An 18,063-nucleotide genomic window follows, 5' to 3' on the forward strand; every position below is an offset into this window, starting at 1 on the left:
GTCGGTCAATCTCTTTTCGGCCGGTCGCCTTATGGCCGACAGCTTTTGATGGGAAAGCGCGATGAGTAACGAAGACAAGCTCCGGGATTACCTCAAGCGAGTCATTGCCGAGCTGCACCAGACGCGGCAGCGCCTCCAGGAGGCGGAGTCCGCCGACCACGAGCCGATCGCCATCGTGGCGATGAGCTGCCGCTACCCGGGCGGAGTGCGCTCCCCCGAGGAGCTGTGGCGGTCGGTGGCCGCCGGCGTGGACGCCATCTCGGGCTTTCCCGAGGACCGCGGCTGGGATGTCGAGGGGCTGTACGACCCCGACCCGGACGCCGTGGGCAAGAGCTACGCACGCGAAGGCGGATTCCTGCACGGGGCCGGTGACTTCGACCCGGCGTTCTTCGGTATCTCCCCGCGCGAGGCGCTGGCCACCGACCCGCAGCAGCGGCTGCTGCTGGAGACCGCCTGGGAGGCGTTCGAGCGGGCCGGCATCGACCCCGAGTCGGTACGCGGCAGCCGCACCGGCATCTTCACCGGCGTCATGTACCACGACTACGGCACCGGCCTGGAGTCGGTCCCGGCGGGCGTCGAGGGCTACCTCGGCAACGGCACCGCGGGCAGCATCGCCTCCGGCCGGGTGGCCTACACCCTGGGCCTGGAGGGCCCGGCGGTGACGATCGACACCGCCTGTTCGTCCTCCCTGGTGGCCCTGCACTGGGCCGCCCAGGCCCTCCGCCGGCGCGAGTGCACGCTCGCCCTGGCGGGCGGTGTCACGGTCATGTCCACCCCCGGGACCTTCGTGGAGTTCAGCCGCCAGCGCGGCCTGGCCCCCGACGGCCGCTGCAAGCCCTTCGCGGCGGCGGCCGACGGCACGGGCTGGGGCGAGGGCGTCGGCCTGCTCCTGCTGGAGCGGCTGTCGGACGCGCAGCGCAACGGCCACCCGGTGCTGGCGGTCGTCCGCGGCTCCGCCGTCAACCAGGACGGCGCGAGCAACGGCCTGACCGCGCCGAACGGCCCGTCCCAGCAGCGCGTCATCCGCGCCGCCCTGGCGGACGCCAGGCTCTCCGCCAAGCAGGTGGCGGCCGTCGAGGCGCACGGCACTGGCACGACGCTGGGCGACCCGATCGAGGCGCAGGCGCTCCTGGCCACATACGGCCAGGAGCGGCCGGGCGACCAGCCGTTGTGGCTCGGCTCGATCAAGTCGAACATCGGCCACACCCAGGCGGCCGCCGGTGTCGCCGGTGTGATCAAGATGGTGCAGGCGATCCGGCACGGCCTGCTGCCGCGGACCCTGCACGTCGACGAGCCGTCCCCGCACGTGGACTGGTCCGCCGGGGCCGTCAGGCTCCTGACCGACTCCACACCGTGGCCGGAGAGCGACGAACTCCGCCGGGCGGCCGTGTCGTCCTTCGGGATCAGCGGCACCAACGCGCACGTGATCCTCGAGCAGGCCCCCGCGGCGGCTGCCGAGGAGGAGCCGGCGCGGGTCGAGGCGCCGGTGGTGCCGTGGGTGGTGTCGGGCAAGTCCGAGGCGGCGTTGCGTGCGCAGGCTGGGCGGTTGCTCGCGCGTGTGGGGGAGTTGTCGCCGCTGGACGTGGGCTTCTCGCTGGCGGCCGGCCGGGGTGTGTTCGAGCACCGTGCCGTGGTGCTGGCGGGACACCGGGATGGTCTGAGCGCGCTGGTCGATGGGCGCGAGGCTTCGGGTGTGGTGCGGGGTCGTGTGGCGGGGGCGGACGGCCGTGTGGCGTTCGTGTTCCCGGGGCAGGGGTCGCAGTGGGCCGGTATGGCGGCCGAACTGCTGGATTCCTCGCCGGTGTTCGCGGAGCGGATCGCGGAATGCGGGGCGGCGTTGGCGCCGTATGTGGATTGGTCGTTGACCGACCTGCTGCGTGGTGACGATGCTGCCTGGCTTGAGCAGGTCGACGTGGTGCAGCCAGTGTTGTGGGCTGTGATGGTCTCGCTGGCCGAGGTGTGGCGTTCGGCCGGTGTGGAGCCGGCCGCTGTCATCGGTCATTCGCAGGGTGAGATCGCTGCTGCTTGTGTTGCAGGCGCGCTCTCTTTGGAAGACGCGGCGAAGGTGGTGGCGCTGCGGAGCAAGGCTCTGCGGGCCCTTTCCGGCCGGGGCGGGATGGTCTCCGTCTCGCTGGACGTGAAGGCAGTCGAGGCGCGATTGGACAGCCGACTCGCCGTGGCAGCCGTCAATGGGCCGGCCACGGTGGTTATTTCCGGCGATGTCGACGCCCTCGATGAATTCCTCGCCGGCTGCGAGGCGGACGGTATCCGTGCCCGCCGAATTGCCGTGGATTACGCCTCGCACTGCGCGCACGTGGAGGAAATAGAGAGCGCGCTGCTGCGCGATCTCGCGGGTATCTCCCCGCGACCGGCCTCCGTACCGTTCTATTCAACGGTGACGGGATCGGTGCTGGAGACCAGCAACCTGGACGCCGCCTACTGGTACCGCAACCTGCGCCAGACCGTCCGCTTCCAAGAGGCCGTCCAGGCTCTTCTGGACGACGGATTCCGCCTGTTCGTGGAGTCCAGCGCGCACCCGGTCCTGAGCCTGGGTGTGGAGCAGACCGCCGAGACCCACACCATCACCGCCGTCGGTTCCCTGCGCCGCGACGAGGGTGGTCTCGACCGCTTCCTCACCTCCGTCGCCGAAGCCTTCGTCGGCGGGGCTGCCGTCGACTGGGCAGCCCTCTTCGACGGCACGGGCGCCCGCCGCGTCGACCTCCCCACCTACGCCTTCCAGCGTGAGCGCTACTGGCTGGAGACCACCGGCCCGGTGGTGAGCCAGAACGCCGCCGCCAGCCTGGGCCTGGGCTCGGCCGACCACCCGCTTCTGGGGGCGGTCGTGGCCTTGGCGGATGCGGAAGGGTTCCTGCTGACGGGACGGCTGTCGCTGCGTACGCATCCGTGGCTGGCCGATCACGCCGTCGGTGAGACGGTGTTGCTGCCGGGTACGGCGTTCGTGGAGCTCGCGCTGCGGGCCGGGGACGCGGTCGGCTGCGGCCACCTGGACGAGCTGACCCTCGAAGCCCCCCTCGTGCTGCCCGACAACGGCGCGGTCCAGGTGCAGCTGTCGGTGGGCGTCGCGGACGTGGCGGGGCAGCGGCCGCTGGCCGTGTACTCCCGGCTGGAGGACGACGCCGACGGCCCCTGGACGCGGCACGCCACCGGTGTGCTGACGGACGGCCCGACCCGAGGTGCCGAGGAAGCCGCCGTTGCCGCCGAGCTGGCCGTCTGGCCGCCGGCCGGTGCGGAGCCGGTGACGGTGGACGACCTGTACGAGCGGCTGGCGGCGACGGGTCTCCAGTACGGGGCTGCCTTCCAGGGCGTACGGGCGGCCTGGCGCCGTGGCGACGAGGTGTTCGCCGAGGTCGCACTCGCCGAGGAACAGCGCGCCGACGCGAGCCGATTCGGGCTGCACCCCGCTCTGCTGGACTCCGCCCTGCACGCCATGGCCACCGGCCCGGAGGCCCAGGAGCACAACGCGGGCGACCGTGGGCCCGGCCTGCCGTTCGTGTGGGGCGGGGTGTCCTTGTTCGCGACGGGCGCGGACGCGCTGCGCGTACGGCTCGCCCCGGCAGGACCGGAAGCGGTGTCCCTGGTCGCCGCGGACACCGCCGGTGCCCCGGTCGCGACGGTGACGTCCTTGGTCACGCGTACCGTCTCGGCGGAGCAACTGGAGGCCGCGGCGAGCACCACGCACGACGCGCTCTACCGTGTCGCGTGGCGCGGCGTCCCGGTGCGTGCCGCCGCGCCCACGGCGCGGTGGGCGGCGTTCGGCCCGGCGGCCGCGCACCTCGATGACGCGCTGGGCGCGGTGGTCCACGCGGACCTGGCGGCGCTGCGGGCAGCCGTGGAGGGTGGAGCGGCGGTTCCCGACGCGGTGGCGGTCTCCTTCACCGCGCCCTTCGACGGCGATCCGGCCGATGTCCGGGCTGCCACGCGGCGGGCTCTGGAGACTTTGCAGGAGTGGCTGTCCGAGGAGCGGTTCGCCGGGTCGCGCCTGGTCGTGGTGACCCGCGGCGCGGTGGCGACCGCGCCCGACGAGGACGTGCCCGACCTGGCGGCGGCCGCGGTGTGGGGCCTGGTCCGGTCGGCGCAGGCGGAGCACCCTGACCGTTTCGTCCTGGTCGACCTGGACGAGCGGCAGGCGCGCACCGGCGTGCTCGACGCGGTGCAGGCTTCCGGAGAACCGCAGATCGCCGTGCGGTCGGGCGAGTTGTTCGCGCCGAGGCTGGCGCGCGCGGAGGCGGCCACGGCGGAGTCCGGATTCACCTGGGACCTGGACGGCACGGTGCTGCTGACCGGTGCGACCGGCACGCTGGGCAGCCTGGTGGCACGGCACCTGGTCGTACGGCACGGCGTACGGCACCTGCTGCTGGTCTCCCGGCGGGGCCTGGAGGCGACGGGCGCGCCCGAGCTGGCGGCGGAACTGACGGCGCTGGGCGCCTCGGTGACCGTAGCGGCGTGTGACACGTCCGACCGCGCGGCCCTTGCCGGGCTGCTGGCGACCGTGCCCGCCGAGCACCCCCTGACGGGAGTCGTGCACGCGGCCGGTGTGCTCGACGACGGCGTCGTCGCGTCGCTCACGCAGGAACAGATCGACGCGGTGCTGCGCCCCAAGGTCGACGCGGCCCTCCACCTGCACGAGCTGACGCGCGGCCTGGACCTGTCGGCGTTCGTGCTCTTCTCCTCGGCCGCCGGTACGTTCGGTGGCGCGGGTCAGGGCAACTACGCCGCGGCGAACGCCTTCGTCGACGCCCTGGCGGCCCACCGGCGCGCCCACGGCCTGCCCGCGGTGTCGCTCGGCTGGGGCTTCTGGGCCGAACGCAGCGGCATGACCGGCCACTTGGACGACGCGGACGTCCGCCGCATGCGCCGCGGCGGCATCTCCCCGCTCACCTCGGACGAGGGTCTGGCGCTGTTCGACACCGCGGCGACCACTGCGGAAGCGGCGCTGCTGCCCCTGCGGCTCGACCTGCCCGCGCTGCGTGCCCAGGCTTCGTCCGGCGTGGTGCCTGCGCTGCTGCGTGACCTGCTGCGCGTCCCCACGCGCCGTACGGTGGAGGCGTCGTCCGGCGCCGACGCCCCGGAGCTGTGGCGGCGCCTGGCCAACCTGTCGGAGTCCGAGCGGGACGACGCGCTGCGCGCTCTGGTGTGCACGCAGGTCGCCGCCGTCCTGGGGTATGCCGACGGGAGCTCGGTCGACAGCGAGCGTGCTTTCAAGGAGCTCGGTTTCGACTCGTTGACGGCGGTGGAGCTGCGGAACCGGCTGAACGCGGCGACGGGTCTGCGCTTGCCGGCCACGTTGGTCTTCGACTATCCGAGCCCTGCTGTGCTCGCCCGCTACCTGCTGGGTGAGTTGGTGTCGGCGCATGCCGGGGTCGTGACTCGTACGGCGACTCCCGCCGCCGCGGTGGCCGCGTCCGTCGACGAGCCGATCGCCATCGTCGCCATGAGCTGCCGCTTCCCCGGCGGCGTACGCTCTCCGGAGGAGCTCTGGAAGCTGCTCGAACACGGCACCGACGCGATGTCCGCGTTCCCCGACGACCGCGGCTGGAACATCGACGAGCTGTACGACCCGAACTCCGACATGCCGGGGAAGATCCACGCCCGCGAGGGCGGATTCCTCTACGACGCCGGTGAGTTCGATCCCGCGTTCTTCGGGATCTCGCCGCGTGAGGCGTTGGCGATGGATCCGCAGCAGCGGCTGCTGCTGGAGACGTCGTGGGAGGCGTTCGAGCGGGCCGGGATCGATCCGGTGTCGGTGCGGGGCAGCCAGACCGGTGTGTTCGCCGGGATCATGCACCACGACTACGGCCTCCTCCAGGGCCCCGACGGCACGCCCGGCTCCCCGAGCCCCGGCAGCATCGTCTCCGGGCGTGTGTCCTACACGTTCGGTTTCGAGGGTCCTGCGGTGACGGTGGACACGGCGTGTTCGTCGTCGTTGGTGGCGTTGCATCTGGCGGTGCAGTCGTTGCGTCAGGGTGAGTGTTCTTTGGCGTTGGCTGGTGGTGTGACGGTGATGGCGACGCCGGCGCTTTTTGTGGAGTTCAGTCGTCAGCGTGGGTTGGCGCCTGATGGTCGTTGTAAGGCGTTTGCGGCGGGTGCGGATGGTACGGGGTTCTCCGAGGGTGCGGGGATGCTGTTGCTGGAGCGGCTGTCGGATGCGCGGCGTCATGGGCATCGGGTGCTTGCGGTGGTGCGTGGTTCTGCGGTGAACCAGGACGGCGCGAGCAACGGTCTGACGGCGCCGAACGGTCCTTCGCAACAGCGCGTCATCCGTGCGGCGCTGGCGAGTGCGGGGTTGTCGGCTGCTGAGGTGGACGCGGTCGAGGCGCATGGTACGGGCACGAAGTTGGGTGACCCGATCGAGGCGCAGGCGCTGCTGGCCACGTACGGCCAGGAGCGCTCCGAGGACCGCCCGCTGCTGCTCGGCTCGATCAAGTCGAACATCGGCCACACACAGGCCGCCGCCGGCGTGGCAGGTGTGATGAAGATGGTGCTGGCGATGCGGCACGGTGTGCTGCCGCGGTCGCTGCATGTGGACGAGCCCTCGCCGCATGTGGACTGGTCCACGGGTGCGGTGGAGCTGCTGACCGAGGCCACGCCGTGGCCTGAGAGCGGCCAGTTGCGTCGTGCGGGTGTGTCGTCGTTCGGTATCAGCGGGACGAATGCGCATGTGATCGTGGAGCAGGCGCCGGAGTTGGAGTTCCCGGTGGCTTCGGAGTGCTCGTTGCCTGTGGTGCCGTGGGTGGTGTCGGCGAAGTCCGAGGCGGCGTTGCGGGGTCAGGCTGAGCGGCTGCTGTCGCTGACGGATGAGGGCGTGTCGCCGGTCGACGTCGCGTATTCGCTGGCCACGGCCCGTGCGGCGTTTGAGCACCGTGCGGTGGTGTTGGCCGGTGAGTCGCAGGCTTTCGCCGCTGGTTTGGGTGCGGTGGTCTCGGGTGAGCCTGCTGCTGGTGTGGTCCGGGGTGTGTCGGGCCCGGGGAAGCTGGGGTTGGTGTTCTCGGGGCAGGGCAGTCAGCGGGTCGGGATGGGGCGGGAGCTGTATGACGCCTTCCCTGTCTTTGCTGAGGCTTTTGATGAGGTGTGTGCGGCGTTCGCGTTGGAACGGCCGTTGCGTGAGGTTGTGTTCGAGGGTGGTGACGCTCTCGACGAGACGGTGTTCACGCAGTGCGGCCTGTTCGCCCTGGAAGTGGCCCTCTATCGCCTTGCTGCTTCGTGGGGTGTGAAGCCGGACTACGTTGCCGGGCATTCCATCGGTGAGATCGCGGCCGCGTACATAGCCGGTGTGTGGTCGTTGGCGGACGCGTGTGCGTTGGTGGCGGCGCGTGGCCGCCTGATGCAGGCGCTGCCGGCCGGTGGCGTGATGGTGTCGGTGCGCGCGGCAGAGGCGGATGTGCTGCCCTTGCTCGCCGACCGCACGGATGTGGACGTGGCCGCTGTCAACGGGACCTCGTCGGTGGTGATTTCCGGCGCCGAGGCGTCGGTCTCCGAGGTCCTGGCCCGGCTGGAGGCGCAGGGGATCAAGACCCGGCGGCTGCGTGTCTCGCACGCGTTCCACTCCCCGTTGATGGAGCCGATGCTGGCCGACTTCCGTAAGACGGTCGAGGGGTTGTCGTACGAGGCGCCGCGTATCCCGCTGGTCTCCAACCTCACCGGCGGTCTTGCCACCGCTGAGGAGCTGTGTGACCCCGACTACTGGGTGCGCCACGTCCGGGCGACCGTCCGTTTCGCCGACGGCGTGGCATGTCTGGCGGATCAGGGTGTGACCACGTTCCTGGAGCTGGGCCCGGACGGTGTTCTGTCCGGCATGGGTCAGGACGCCGCTCCGCAGGCGCTCTTCACCGCGGCCCTGCGCAGGGACCGCGACGAAGCGGCAACGTTGTTCGAAGCGCTGGCTCAGGTTTACGTCCAGGGTCACCCCGTGGACTGGGCCGCGCTGCTCGCCCCGGCCCGCCCCCGGCAGGTCGACCTGCCCACCTACGCCTTCCAGCGCGAGCGCTACTGGTTGGAATCTCTCGCAGGGGCCGCTGATGTCGGGTCCATCGGGCTCGGTGCGGCGGGTCATCCGCTGCTGGGTGCCGCGGTGACATTGCCGGACTCCGACGGCTGCCTGTTCACCGGCCGGTTGTCGCTGGCCACGCACGGCTGGTTGGCGGACCACAGCGTCATGGGCGCGGTGCTGCTGCCCGGGACGGCCTTCGTCGAACTGGCGCTGCACGCCGGTGGCCGGGTCGGGTGCCCTCGGGTGGAGGAGCTGACGCTGGAAGCACCGCTCGTCCTGCCGGAGCAGGGCGGCGTGCAGGTACGGGTGTCGGTCACCGACGCCGACGACGCGGGCGGCCGGGCGCTGACCGTGCACTCGCGGCCGGACGGCGACGGTGAACCGTGGGTCCGGCACGCGACGGGCAGGGTCGCCCCCGAGGAGGCGCGTCCGAGCAGCGGCGAGCAGGTATGGCCGCCGCAAGGCGCCGAACCCGTCGCCCTCGACGGTCACTACGAACGGCTCGCGGCGATGGGTCTGCGGTACGGACGGGTCTTCCAGGGCCTCCGGGCCGCGTGGCGCCGGGGGACGGAGGTCTACGCGGAGGTTCTGCTGCCTGAGGACGTGGAGCAGGAGTCGAGCCGCTTCGGGGTGCACCCGGCCCTGCTGGACGCGGCCCTGCACGCGGTGGGCGCCGCGGCCCTGCCTTCCTCGGCGGACGAAGGCATCCGGCTGCCGTTCTCATGGAGCGGCGTGTCCCTGTACGCGACGGGCGCTTCGGTGTTGCGCGTACGGCTCAGCCGTGCGGGAGCCGACGGTGCGGCGCTGTCGATGGAGGTGACGGACGGGAACGGCGCGCTCGTGGCCACCGTCGAGTCGCTGGTGACACGGCCCGTGTCGGCCGAGCAGATCAACGCCGCGGGCGGCGTGCTCCATCAGTCGATGTTCCGGCTGGGGTGGCGCCGCGTGGCCTCGGCGCACCAGGCGGGGGCCGAACCGGTCCTGCTGGGCGGCGCCGGACTCCTGCCTCGGGAGGCGATGCCGGAAGCGGTGCTCGCCCGGACCCCGTTCCACGAGGATCTGGACGCGCTGCGCGCGACCGTGGAGAGCGGTGCGGCGCTGCCGCCGGTGGTCGTGTGCGCCCTGCCGTCCGTATCGGGTGTGGCCGCCGGCGAGGTGCGGCACGCCGTCCACCGGGCGCTGGCCCTGGTGCAGGGCTGGCTGGCGGAGGAGCGGTTCGCCGACTCGCGCCTGGTGCTGGTCACCCGGGGCGCGGTTGCGGCCGAGGCCGACGGTGACGTCGCGGACCTCGCGGCGGCCGCCGTGTGGGGGCTGCTGCGGACCGCGCAGACGGAGCACCCCGGGCGCTTCGTCCTCGTCGACCTGGCGGCTCCTGACAGCGAGGAAGAGGCGCGGGGGCTGTCCGACGAGGACCTTGCCCTGGTGTCCGCCGCCGTCGCCTGCGGCGAGCCCCAGGTGGCGGTCCGGGACGGAGACCTGCTGGGCGCCCGCCTGGACCGGGTGCGGGCCACGGACGTGCCGGAGCCCTCGGCGACCTGGGACGAGCGGGGCACGGTCCTGCTGACCGGTGCCGGTGGCACGCTGGGCGGGCTGCTCGCACGCCACTTGGTGACCGCGCACAGCGTCCGGCATCTGCTGCTGGTGAGCCGCCGGGGCGCGGACGCCGACGGCGCCGACGCGTTGGATGCGGAGCTGAGGGCCGCGGGTGCCTCCGTGACCTGGGCGGCCTGTGACGTGGCGGACCGGGACGCGCTGGCGGCGGTGCTGGAGGACATCCCGGCGGACCGTCCGCTGCGCGCGGTCGTCCACACCGCCGGCGTGCTGGACGACGGCGTCGTCGACTCCCTCACGCCGCAGCGCGTGGACGCCGTCCTGCGGCCCAAGGTGGCCGCCGCGGCGAACCTGCACGAGCTGACCGAGGCCATGGACCTCTCCGCGTTCGTGCTGTTCTCCTCGGCGGCGGGGACGTTCGGCACCGCGGGGCAGGGCAACTACGCCGCCGCCAACGCCTTCCTGGACGCGCTGGTGCGCCGCCGCAGGGCCGCGGGCCTGCGCGGCCTCTCCCTCGCCTGGGGCCTGTGGGACATAGGCGACGGCATGGCGGGCGGTCTGGCCGGCACCGATCTGCGCCGGATCGAACAGTCCGGCGTGCTCGGGCTGTCCCCGCAGGAGGGCCTGACCCTCTTCGACACCGCCGCCGCGGCGTACGCGCCCGTGGTGGTCCCCATGCGACTGGACACCGTGCAGGCGCGCCGTGGCGAGGAAGTGCCGCACGTGCTGCGCGAGGTGGTGCGGCCCACGAGCCGCCGGGCCGCCGACACGGTCCGCGACGCGGGCGCCGCGCAGCTGCGCGAGCGGCTCGCCGGGGCCTCGGCGGCGGACGGTGAGCGGCTGGTCCTGGACCTCGTACGCCGCTGTGTGGCCGCCGTGCTGGGCCACGCGGGCCCTGAAGCGGTGGAGCCGGGCCGGGCGTTCAACGACTTCGGCTTCGACTCCCTCACGGCCGTCGAACTGCGCAACCGGCTCGCCACGGCCACCGGGCTCCGCCTGCCGTCCACGCTCGTCTTCGACTACCCGACGCCCACCGCCCTGGCGCGGCACCTGCGCGGGGAGCTGACCGGCCGGAGCGAGGACGTCCGGCCCGCGGCACCGGCCCTGTCCGCCGGGGCGGACGGCGAGGACGACCCGGTGGTCATCATCGCCATGGGCTGCCGCTTCCCTGGCGGGGTGCGCACACCGGACGACCTGTGGCGCCTGCTCGCCGCGGGGGAGGACGCCGTCTCCGGCTTCCCCGCGAACCGCGGCTGGGACGCGGACGGGCTCTACGACCCGGACCCGGACAGCGACGGCAAGAGCTATGCCCGCGAAGGCGGTTTCCTGCACGGGGCCGGTGACTTCGACCCCGCGTTCTTCGGCATCTCGCCACGCGAGGCGCTGGCCATGGACCCCCAGCAGCGACTGCTGCTGGAGACGTCGTGGGAGGCGTTCGAGCGGGCCGGGATCGACCCGGCGTCCCTGCGCGGCACCGCGACCGGTGTCTTCGCGGGCCTCATGTACCACGACTACGGCTCGCAGTTGCAGAGCATTCCCGAGGGTGCCGAGGGCTATCTGGCGACAGGCGGGTCCGGCAGCATCGCGTCCGGCCGCATCGCCTACACCTTCGGTCTCGAGGGCCCGGCGGTGACGATCGACACCGCGTGCTCGTCCTCGCTGGTCGCCCTGCACCTCGCGGCGCAGTCGCTGCGGCAGGGCGAGTGCTCGCTGGCCCTGGCCGGCGGCGTGACCGTGATGTCCACCCCCGCCACATTCGTGGAGTTCAGCCGTCAGCGCGGCCTGGCCACGGACGGCCGCTGCAAGCCGTTCGCGGCCGCGGCGGACGGCACCGGCTGGGGCGAGGGCGTCGGCATGCTGCTCCTGGAGCGGCTGTCGGACGCGCGGCGCAACGGTCACCAGGTGCTGGCGGTCGTGCGTGGCTCGGCGGTGAACCAGGACGGTGCGAGCAACGGTCTGACGGCGCCGAACGGCCCGTCGCAGCAGCGGGTGATCCGCGCGGCGCTGGCGAACGCGCGGCTGTCGGCCGCCGAGGTGGACGCGGTCGAGGCGCACGGTACGGGCACGACGCTGGGTGACCCGATCGAGGCGCAGGCGCTGCTGGCGACGTACGGCCAGGAGCGGCCGGTGGAACGGCCGTTGTGGCTGGGGTCGATCAAGTCGAACATCGGCCACACCCAGGCGGCCGCCGGTGTCGCGGGCATCATGAAGATGGTGCTGGCGATGCGCCACGGTGTGCTGCCGCGGTCGCTGCACGCGGACGAGCCGTCGCCGCACGTCGACTGGACGGCGGGCGCGGTCGAGCTGCTGGCCGAGGCCACATCGTGGCCCGAGACCGGGCGGCCGCGCCGGGCCGGAGTCTCTTCCTTCGGCCTCAGCGGCACCAACGCGCACATCATCCTCGAACAGGCCCCTCAGCCCGAGGCCGAGGAACAGCGGCCGGAACGGCCGCTGCCGGTGGTGCCGTGGGTGGTGTCGGCGAAGTCCGAGCCCGCGTTGCGTGCGCAGGCGGAGCGGTTGTCGGCGCATGTGGGGGAGTTGTCGCCGCTGGATGTGGGCTTCTCGCTGGCGGCTGGCCGGGGTGTGTTCGAGCACCGGGCTGTGGTGCTGGCGGGGCACCGGGATGGTTTGAGCGCGCTGGCGGACGGGCGTGAGGCGCCCGGTGTGGTGCGGGGTCGTGTCGCGGGGGCGGACGGCCGTGTGGCGTTCGTGTTCCCGGGGCAGGGGTCGCAGTGGGCCGGTATGGCTGCTGAACTGCTGGATTCCTCGCCGGTGTTCGCGGAGCGGATCGCGGAGTGTGCGGCGGCGTTGGCGCCGTATGTGGATTGGTCGTTGACCGATCTGCTGCGTGCGGAGGACGCCGCCTGGCTTGATCAGGTCGACGTGGTGCAGCCGGTGTTGTGGGCTGTGATGGTCTCGCTGGCCGAGGTGTGGCGTTCGGCGGGTGTGGAGCCGGCCGCTGTCATCGGTCATTCCCAAGGTGAGATCGCGGCTGCTTGTGTGGCCGGTGCGTTGTCGCTGGAGGATGCGGCGAAGGTGGTGGCGCTGCGGAGCAAGGCTCTGCGCGCGCTGTCCGGCCGTGGTGGGATGGTGTCCGTCTCGCTGGATGTGAAGGCGGTTGAAGAGCGGCTGGACGGCCGACTCGCGGTGGCAGCCGTCAACGGACCGGCCACGGTGGTTGTTTCCGGTGACAACGACGCCCTTGATGTACTCCTCGCCGGCTGCGAGGCGGACGGTGTCCGTGCGCGTCGTATCGCGGTGGATTACGCCTCGCACTGCGCGCACGTGGAGGAGATCGAGAGCGCGCTGTTGCGTGATCTCGCGGGTATCTCCCCGCGTCCGGCCTCCGTGCCGTTCTACTCGACGGTGACCGGTGGCGTGCTGGAGACCGACACGCTCGATGCCGCCTACTGGTACCGCAACCTGCGTCAGACCGTCCGCTTCCAGGAAGCCGTCCAGGCACTGCTGGACGATGGATTCCGCCTGTTCGTGGAGTCCAGTGCCCATCCGGTGCTGACCATGGGCATCGAGCAGACCGCCGAAGCCCACACCATCACTGCCGTCGGTGCTCTCCGCCGTGGCGAGGGCGGCCTCGACCGTTTCCTCACCTCCGTCGCCGAGGCATTCGTGGGCGGGGCTCCCGTCGACTGGGCCGCCCTCTTCGACGGCACGGGCGCGCGTCGCGTCGACCTCCCCACGTACGCCTTCCAACACCAGCGCTACTGGCTGGAGTCGGCCCCCGCGGCGGTGGGTGATGTCACGTCGGCGGGTCTGTCCGCCGCCGATCACCCGCTTCTGGGTGCCGCGGTCACCCTGCCCGCCTCGGACGGCGTGCTGCTGACGGGACGGCTCTCGCTGCGTACGCACCCGTGGCTCGCCGATCACGCCGTGGCCGGTGTGACCCTGCTGCCGGGCACGGCGTTCGTGGAGCTCGCGCTGCGGGCCGGAGACGCGGTCGGCTGCGGCCGGGTGGAGGAACTGACCCTGGAGGCCCCCCTCGTCCTGCCCGAAGACGGTGCGGTGCGCCTCCAGGTCGCCGTCGACGGCCCCGGCGAGCTCGGGCGGCGGCCGGTGAGTGTGTACTCGCAGGCGGAGGACGGCCGTTGGACGCGGCACGCCACCGGTGTGCTCGCGGACGGGGGACCCGCTTCCGGCCCCGTGAGCGGTGAGGCGTGGCCTCCGGCGGACGCGGAAGCGGTCGATGTCGAGGGCCTGTACGAGAGGTTCGCGCGGAGCGGCTTCGGTTACGGACCCTCGTTCCAGGGGCTGCGTGCCGTGTGGCGCCGGGGCGAGGAGGTCTTCGCGGAGGTCCGGCTGCCCGAGGAGCAGTGGTCCGAGGCCGGAGACCTGGGCGTGCACCCCGCCCTGCTGGACGGGGCGCTGCACGCGATGGCGTTCGGCGGGTTCGTCCGGCTGCCCGGCACCGCGGACGGAACGGAGCCGGGCGGGAAGGGCGGCAGCGGGGACACCGGACGCGTCCGACTCCCCTTCGCCTGGAACGGCCTGGCGTTGCACGCGGCGGGCGCGTCCGTGCTGCGGGTCCGGCTGGCTCCGGCTGGCCCGGACGCGGTGGCGCTGACGGCGGTCGACGAGTCGGGCCGGCCGGTGCTCTCCGTGGAGTCGCTCGTGACCCGCGCGATCTCCCGGGAGGAGCTCAGCCGGGCGCACGGGGCCTTCCACGATTCCCTCTTCCGGCTGGAATGGGCCCCGGTGGCGGTTGCCGCCGCGCCCGCCGTCCCCGGTGGGTGGGCGGTGCTCGGCGGCGACGGTACGCGGCTGCCGGCGGCTCTGAAGTCGGCCGGGGCGCAGGTCGAGACGCATGCGGACCTGTCGGCTCTGGCGGAGTCCGTGGCGTCCGGCCGACGGGTGCCGGAGCTGGTGTTCGTCCCGTTCTCCGACCAGGCGCCCGAGGCGGCCGGCCCGGCGCTGTCCGCCGACAAGGTCCGTGACGCGGTGCACCGGGCGCTGCGGCTTGCGCAGTCGTGGCTGGCCGACGAGAGGTTCGGGCGGTCCCGGCTGGTGTTCGTCACGCACGGGGCGGTCGCCGTCCGGCCCGTGGAAGGGGTCGCCGATCCGGCCTGCGCGGCGGTGTGGGGGCTCGTACGGGCGGCGCAGTCGGAGAACCCCGACCGGTTCGTGCTGCTGGACCTCGACGCGCAGGAGGCGTCCTTCGCGGCGTTGCCGCAGGTGCTGGCCGGGGACGAGCCGCAGCTCGCGGTGCGCGCGGGGCGGCCTTCGGCACCGCGGCTCGCCCGGGTGCGGGCGGCCGCCGGCGGCCCGCGGTCCGGCGGGGACGAAGCCGTCACCGCCCCGGTGTGGGCGCCGGGCGGCACGGTGCTCGTCACGGGTGCGACCGGTGTGCTGGGTTCCCTCGTGGCGCGGCACCTGGTGACCGAGCACGGCGTACGGCACCTGCTGCTGACCAGCCGTCGTGGCCTGGCGGCCGCCGGTGCCGCCGAGCTGGTGGACGAGCTGACGGCCCTGGGTGCGTCGGTGCGCCTGGCCGCCTGCGACGCCGCCGACCGCTCCGCGCTCGCGGAGTTGCTCGCCGGTGTGCCGGCCGGGCACCCGCTGACGGGTGTGGTGCACGCGGCCGGTGTGCTCGACGACGGCGTCCTCGCCTCGATGACGCCGGAGCGGGTGGACACGGTGCTGCGCCCCAAGGCGGACGCGGCCGTCAACCTGCATGAGCTGACCAGGGATCTGCCGCTGTCGGCGTTCGTGCTGTTCTCGTCGGCGGCGGGGGTCTTCGGTGCGGGCGGGCAGGCCAACTACGCGGCCGCCAACACCTTCCTGGACGCCCTGGCCCAGCTCCGCAGGGCGGAGGGGCTGCCCGCGGTGTCCCTGGCATGGGGCCTGTGGGCCGAACGCAGCACCATGACCGGGAACATGGAGGACGAGGACGTCAAGCGGCTGAACCGCTCCGGCGTGGCCGCGCTGACCTCCGAGGAGGGGCTCGCCCTGCTCGACCTGGCGGTCGCGGAGGCGGCCGCGGACGGCGACGGCCCGTCGGACGCCCTTCTGGTGCCCATGCGCCTGGACCTCGCGGCCCTGCGGGCACAGGCGGCGTCGGTCGGCACGCCGCCTCTGCTCCGCGGTCTCGTGCGGGTGCCGGCCCGCAGGACGGCCGAGGCCGCTGCCGCCTCCGGCGGTGGAGACGCGGGGCAGGTGCCGCTCGGGCAGCGGCTCGCGGGCATGACGGCGGCGGAGCAGGACCGGGTCCTGACCGAGCTGGTGCGCACGCACACAGCGACCGTGCTCGGTCACGACTCGCCGGACATGATCGAGGAGGAGCACGCCTTCCTGGAGCTGGGCATCACCTCGCTCACCGCGGTGGAGATCCGCAACCGGCTCAACCACGTCACCGGGCTCACCCTGCCGGCGACGCTGCTCTTCGACCACACCACGTCCGCCGCGCTCGCGGCCTACCTGCGCACCCAGCTGCTGCCGGGCGCCGCGGGCACCCAGCCGCCTCCGGCGGAGTCCGCCGGAACCGCCGCCGGACAGCCGGCTGCGGGCGCGGCGGGCGGGGGCGCGACCGGTTCGACGATCGAGTCGCTGTACCGGCAGGCGTGTGCCGACGGGGAGTACGTGGCGGGCACCCAGCTGCTGATGGCGGCCGCCCGGCTGCGCCCCTCCTTCCGTACGGCCGCGGAACTCACCAGTCCGCCCAAGCTCGTCCGGCTGTCCAAGGGCAGCACGGCGCCGGGCCTGGTGTGTTTCCCGTCGCTGGTGGCCATCTCGGGCGCCCGCGAATACGCCCGTTTCGCCGCGGGCTTCCGGGGCCGTCGGGACGTGACCGTCCTGCCCGAACCCGGATTCGCGAAGGGCGAGTTGCTTCCGGCGAGCGTCGACGCGGTGGTGGAGATGCAGGCGGAGGCAGTGCTGCGGAGCGTGGGAGAGGAACCGTTCGTGCTCGTCGGCCGTTCCTCGGGTGGCTGGATCGCCCAGGCGGTCGCCGGGCTGCTGGAGGAGCGCGGCATCGCACCGTCCGCGGTCGTGATGCTCGACACCTATCTGCCCCGCAGTGAGGCCCTGCCCTGGATCCAGACCAACCTGTCCGGCAAGATGTTCGACCGCGAGAAGATGTTCGGCGTGGTCGACGAGGGCCGGCTGACGGCGATGGGCGGCTATCTGCGCCTCTTCTCCACCTGGGGGCCGGCGCCCATCGACGCCCCCATCCTGGCGGTGAAGGCCGAGGAGACCTTCACCGGGTCGGAACAGGGGGTCGACGAGGAGTCCGCGTGGGGCGGCGAGCTCACGCGGATCGAAGTGCCGGGCGACCACTTCACGATGATGGAGGACCACGCCGGCGCCACCGCGCAGGCGGTCCTCGACTGGCTTGCGAAGAACGTGTGATGCGAGGGCCCGGCAGCCCGCCGGGCCCGCCATCGCTCGACACGCGGGAAAAAGAGGAAGCCGGGAAGGGCGTGCACGCGTCGCGCGGGCCGCGCCGAGGCTTCCCGTCTGCACAGACCACCTGTCCATAGATCGCATTTCAACAGATCGCATATCTCGGGGAGAAACACCATGACGTCTTCGACTTTCACGCCCGTCGGCGCACAGGTCGGCGAGTTCTACGACCAGCTGGTGGGCGCGTTCGACGCGTCGCTGTACGGGCCGAACATCCACGTCGGTTTCTGGGACGGACAGGACGACACCACCGGCCTGGAGGACGCGGCCAACCGCCTCACCGACATGATGATCCGGCGGCTCCAGGTCGGCCCCGGTGACCGCGTGCTGGACATCGGTTGTGGCGTCGGCGGTCCGGCGATCAGGCTCGCCCAGGTGACGGGTGCCGAGGTCGTCGGCATCAGCGTCAGCCTCAAGCAGGTCGAGAAGGCCAACGAGGCGGCCGCGGCGGCCGGTGTGGGCGACAAGGTCACGTTCCTGCACGGGGACGCCATGGACCTGCCCTTCGAGGACGCCTCCTTCTCCGCCGTGTGGCTGCTGGAGTCGGTCATGCAGATGCCCGACCGCAAGGCGGCGCTCTCGGAGGCGGCGCGTGTGCTGCGGCCGGGCGGCCGGCTCACGCTCACGGACAACTACGAGCGGGAGCAGATCTCGGAGGCCCGGCGTCCGGTCATCGAGGGCATCCTCAAGCGCTACCACACGCAGTCGCCGGCGTCCTTCGAGGCGTACCCCACGCTGATGCGCGAGGCGGGGCTGCGCTGCACGGAGGTTCTCGACGTCAGCGAGAACACCACCCGGCAGTCGGTCAAGCGGCTCGGTGAGGCGCTCGCCAAGAACATGACCGAGCTGGCCTCCAAGATCGACCCCGAGGTCTTCGCGAAGCTGAAGCCGGCCGAGGGCGAGAACCTGGAGATGCCGGAGATGGGTTACCTGATCGCGTCGGCACGGCGGCCCGAGGCCGCGCAGGTCTGAGCGGTCGGCCCGGGGGGGGGGGGGGGGGGGGGGGGGGGCCCCCCCCCCCCCCCCCCCCCCCCCCCCCCCAGCCGGGCCGTGGGTGGCCTCGTCCTCGTCCGAGGCGGCCGGCAGGCTCC

At 72.8% G+C, this 18,063-nt stretch carries 2 protein-coding genes; both read left to right on the top strand.

All coding sequences use genetic code 11. From position 1 onward, the window contains the following. The first annotated feature begins 61 nt into the window (after positions 1 to 61). Positions 62 to 16,918 (top strand): type I polyketide synthase, encoded by a 16,857-nt coding sequence (locus tag ACZ4A5_RS26650; RefSeq protein ID WP_467589362.1) that lies wholly within the window; start codon positions 62 to 64, stop codon positions 16,916 to 16,918. 171 nt (positions 16,919 to 17,089) lie between these two features. Further along, positions 17,090 to 17,944, top strand: coding sequence for a methyltransferase domain-containing protein (locus ACZ4A5_RS26655; protein ID WP_467589365.1), 855 nt, complete (start codon positions 17,090 to 17,092; stop codon positions 17,942 to 17,944). The last annotated feature ends 119 nt before the right edge of the window (positions 17,945 to 18,063 follow it).

The organism is Streptomyces sp. NPDC025618 (genome assembly GCF_055558795.1).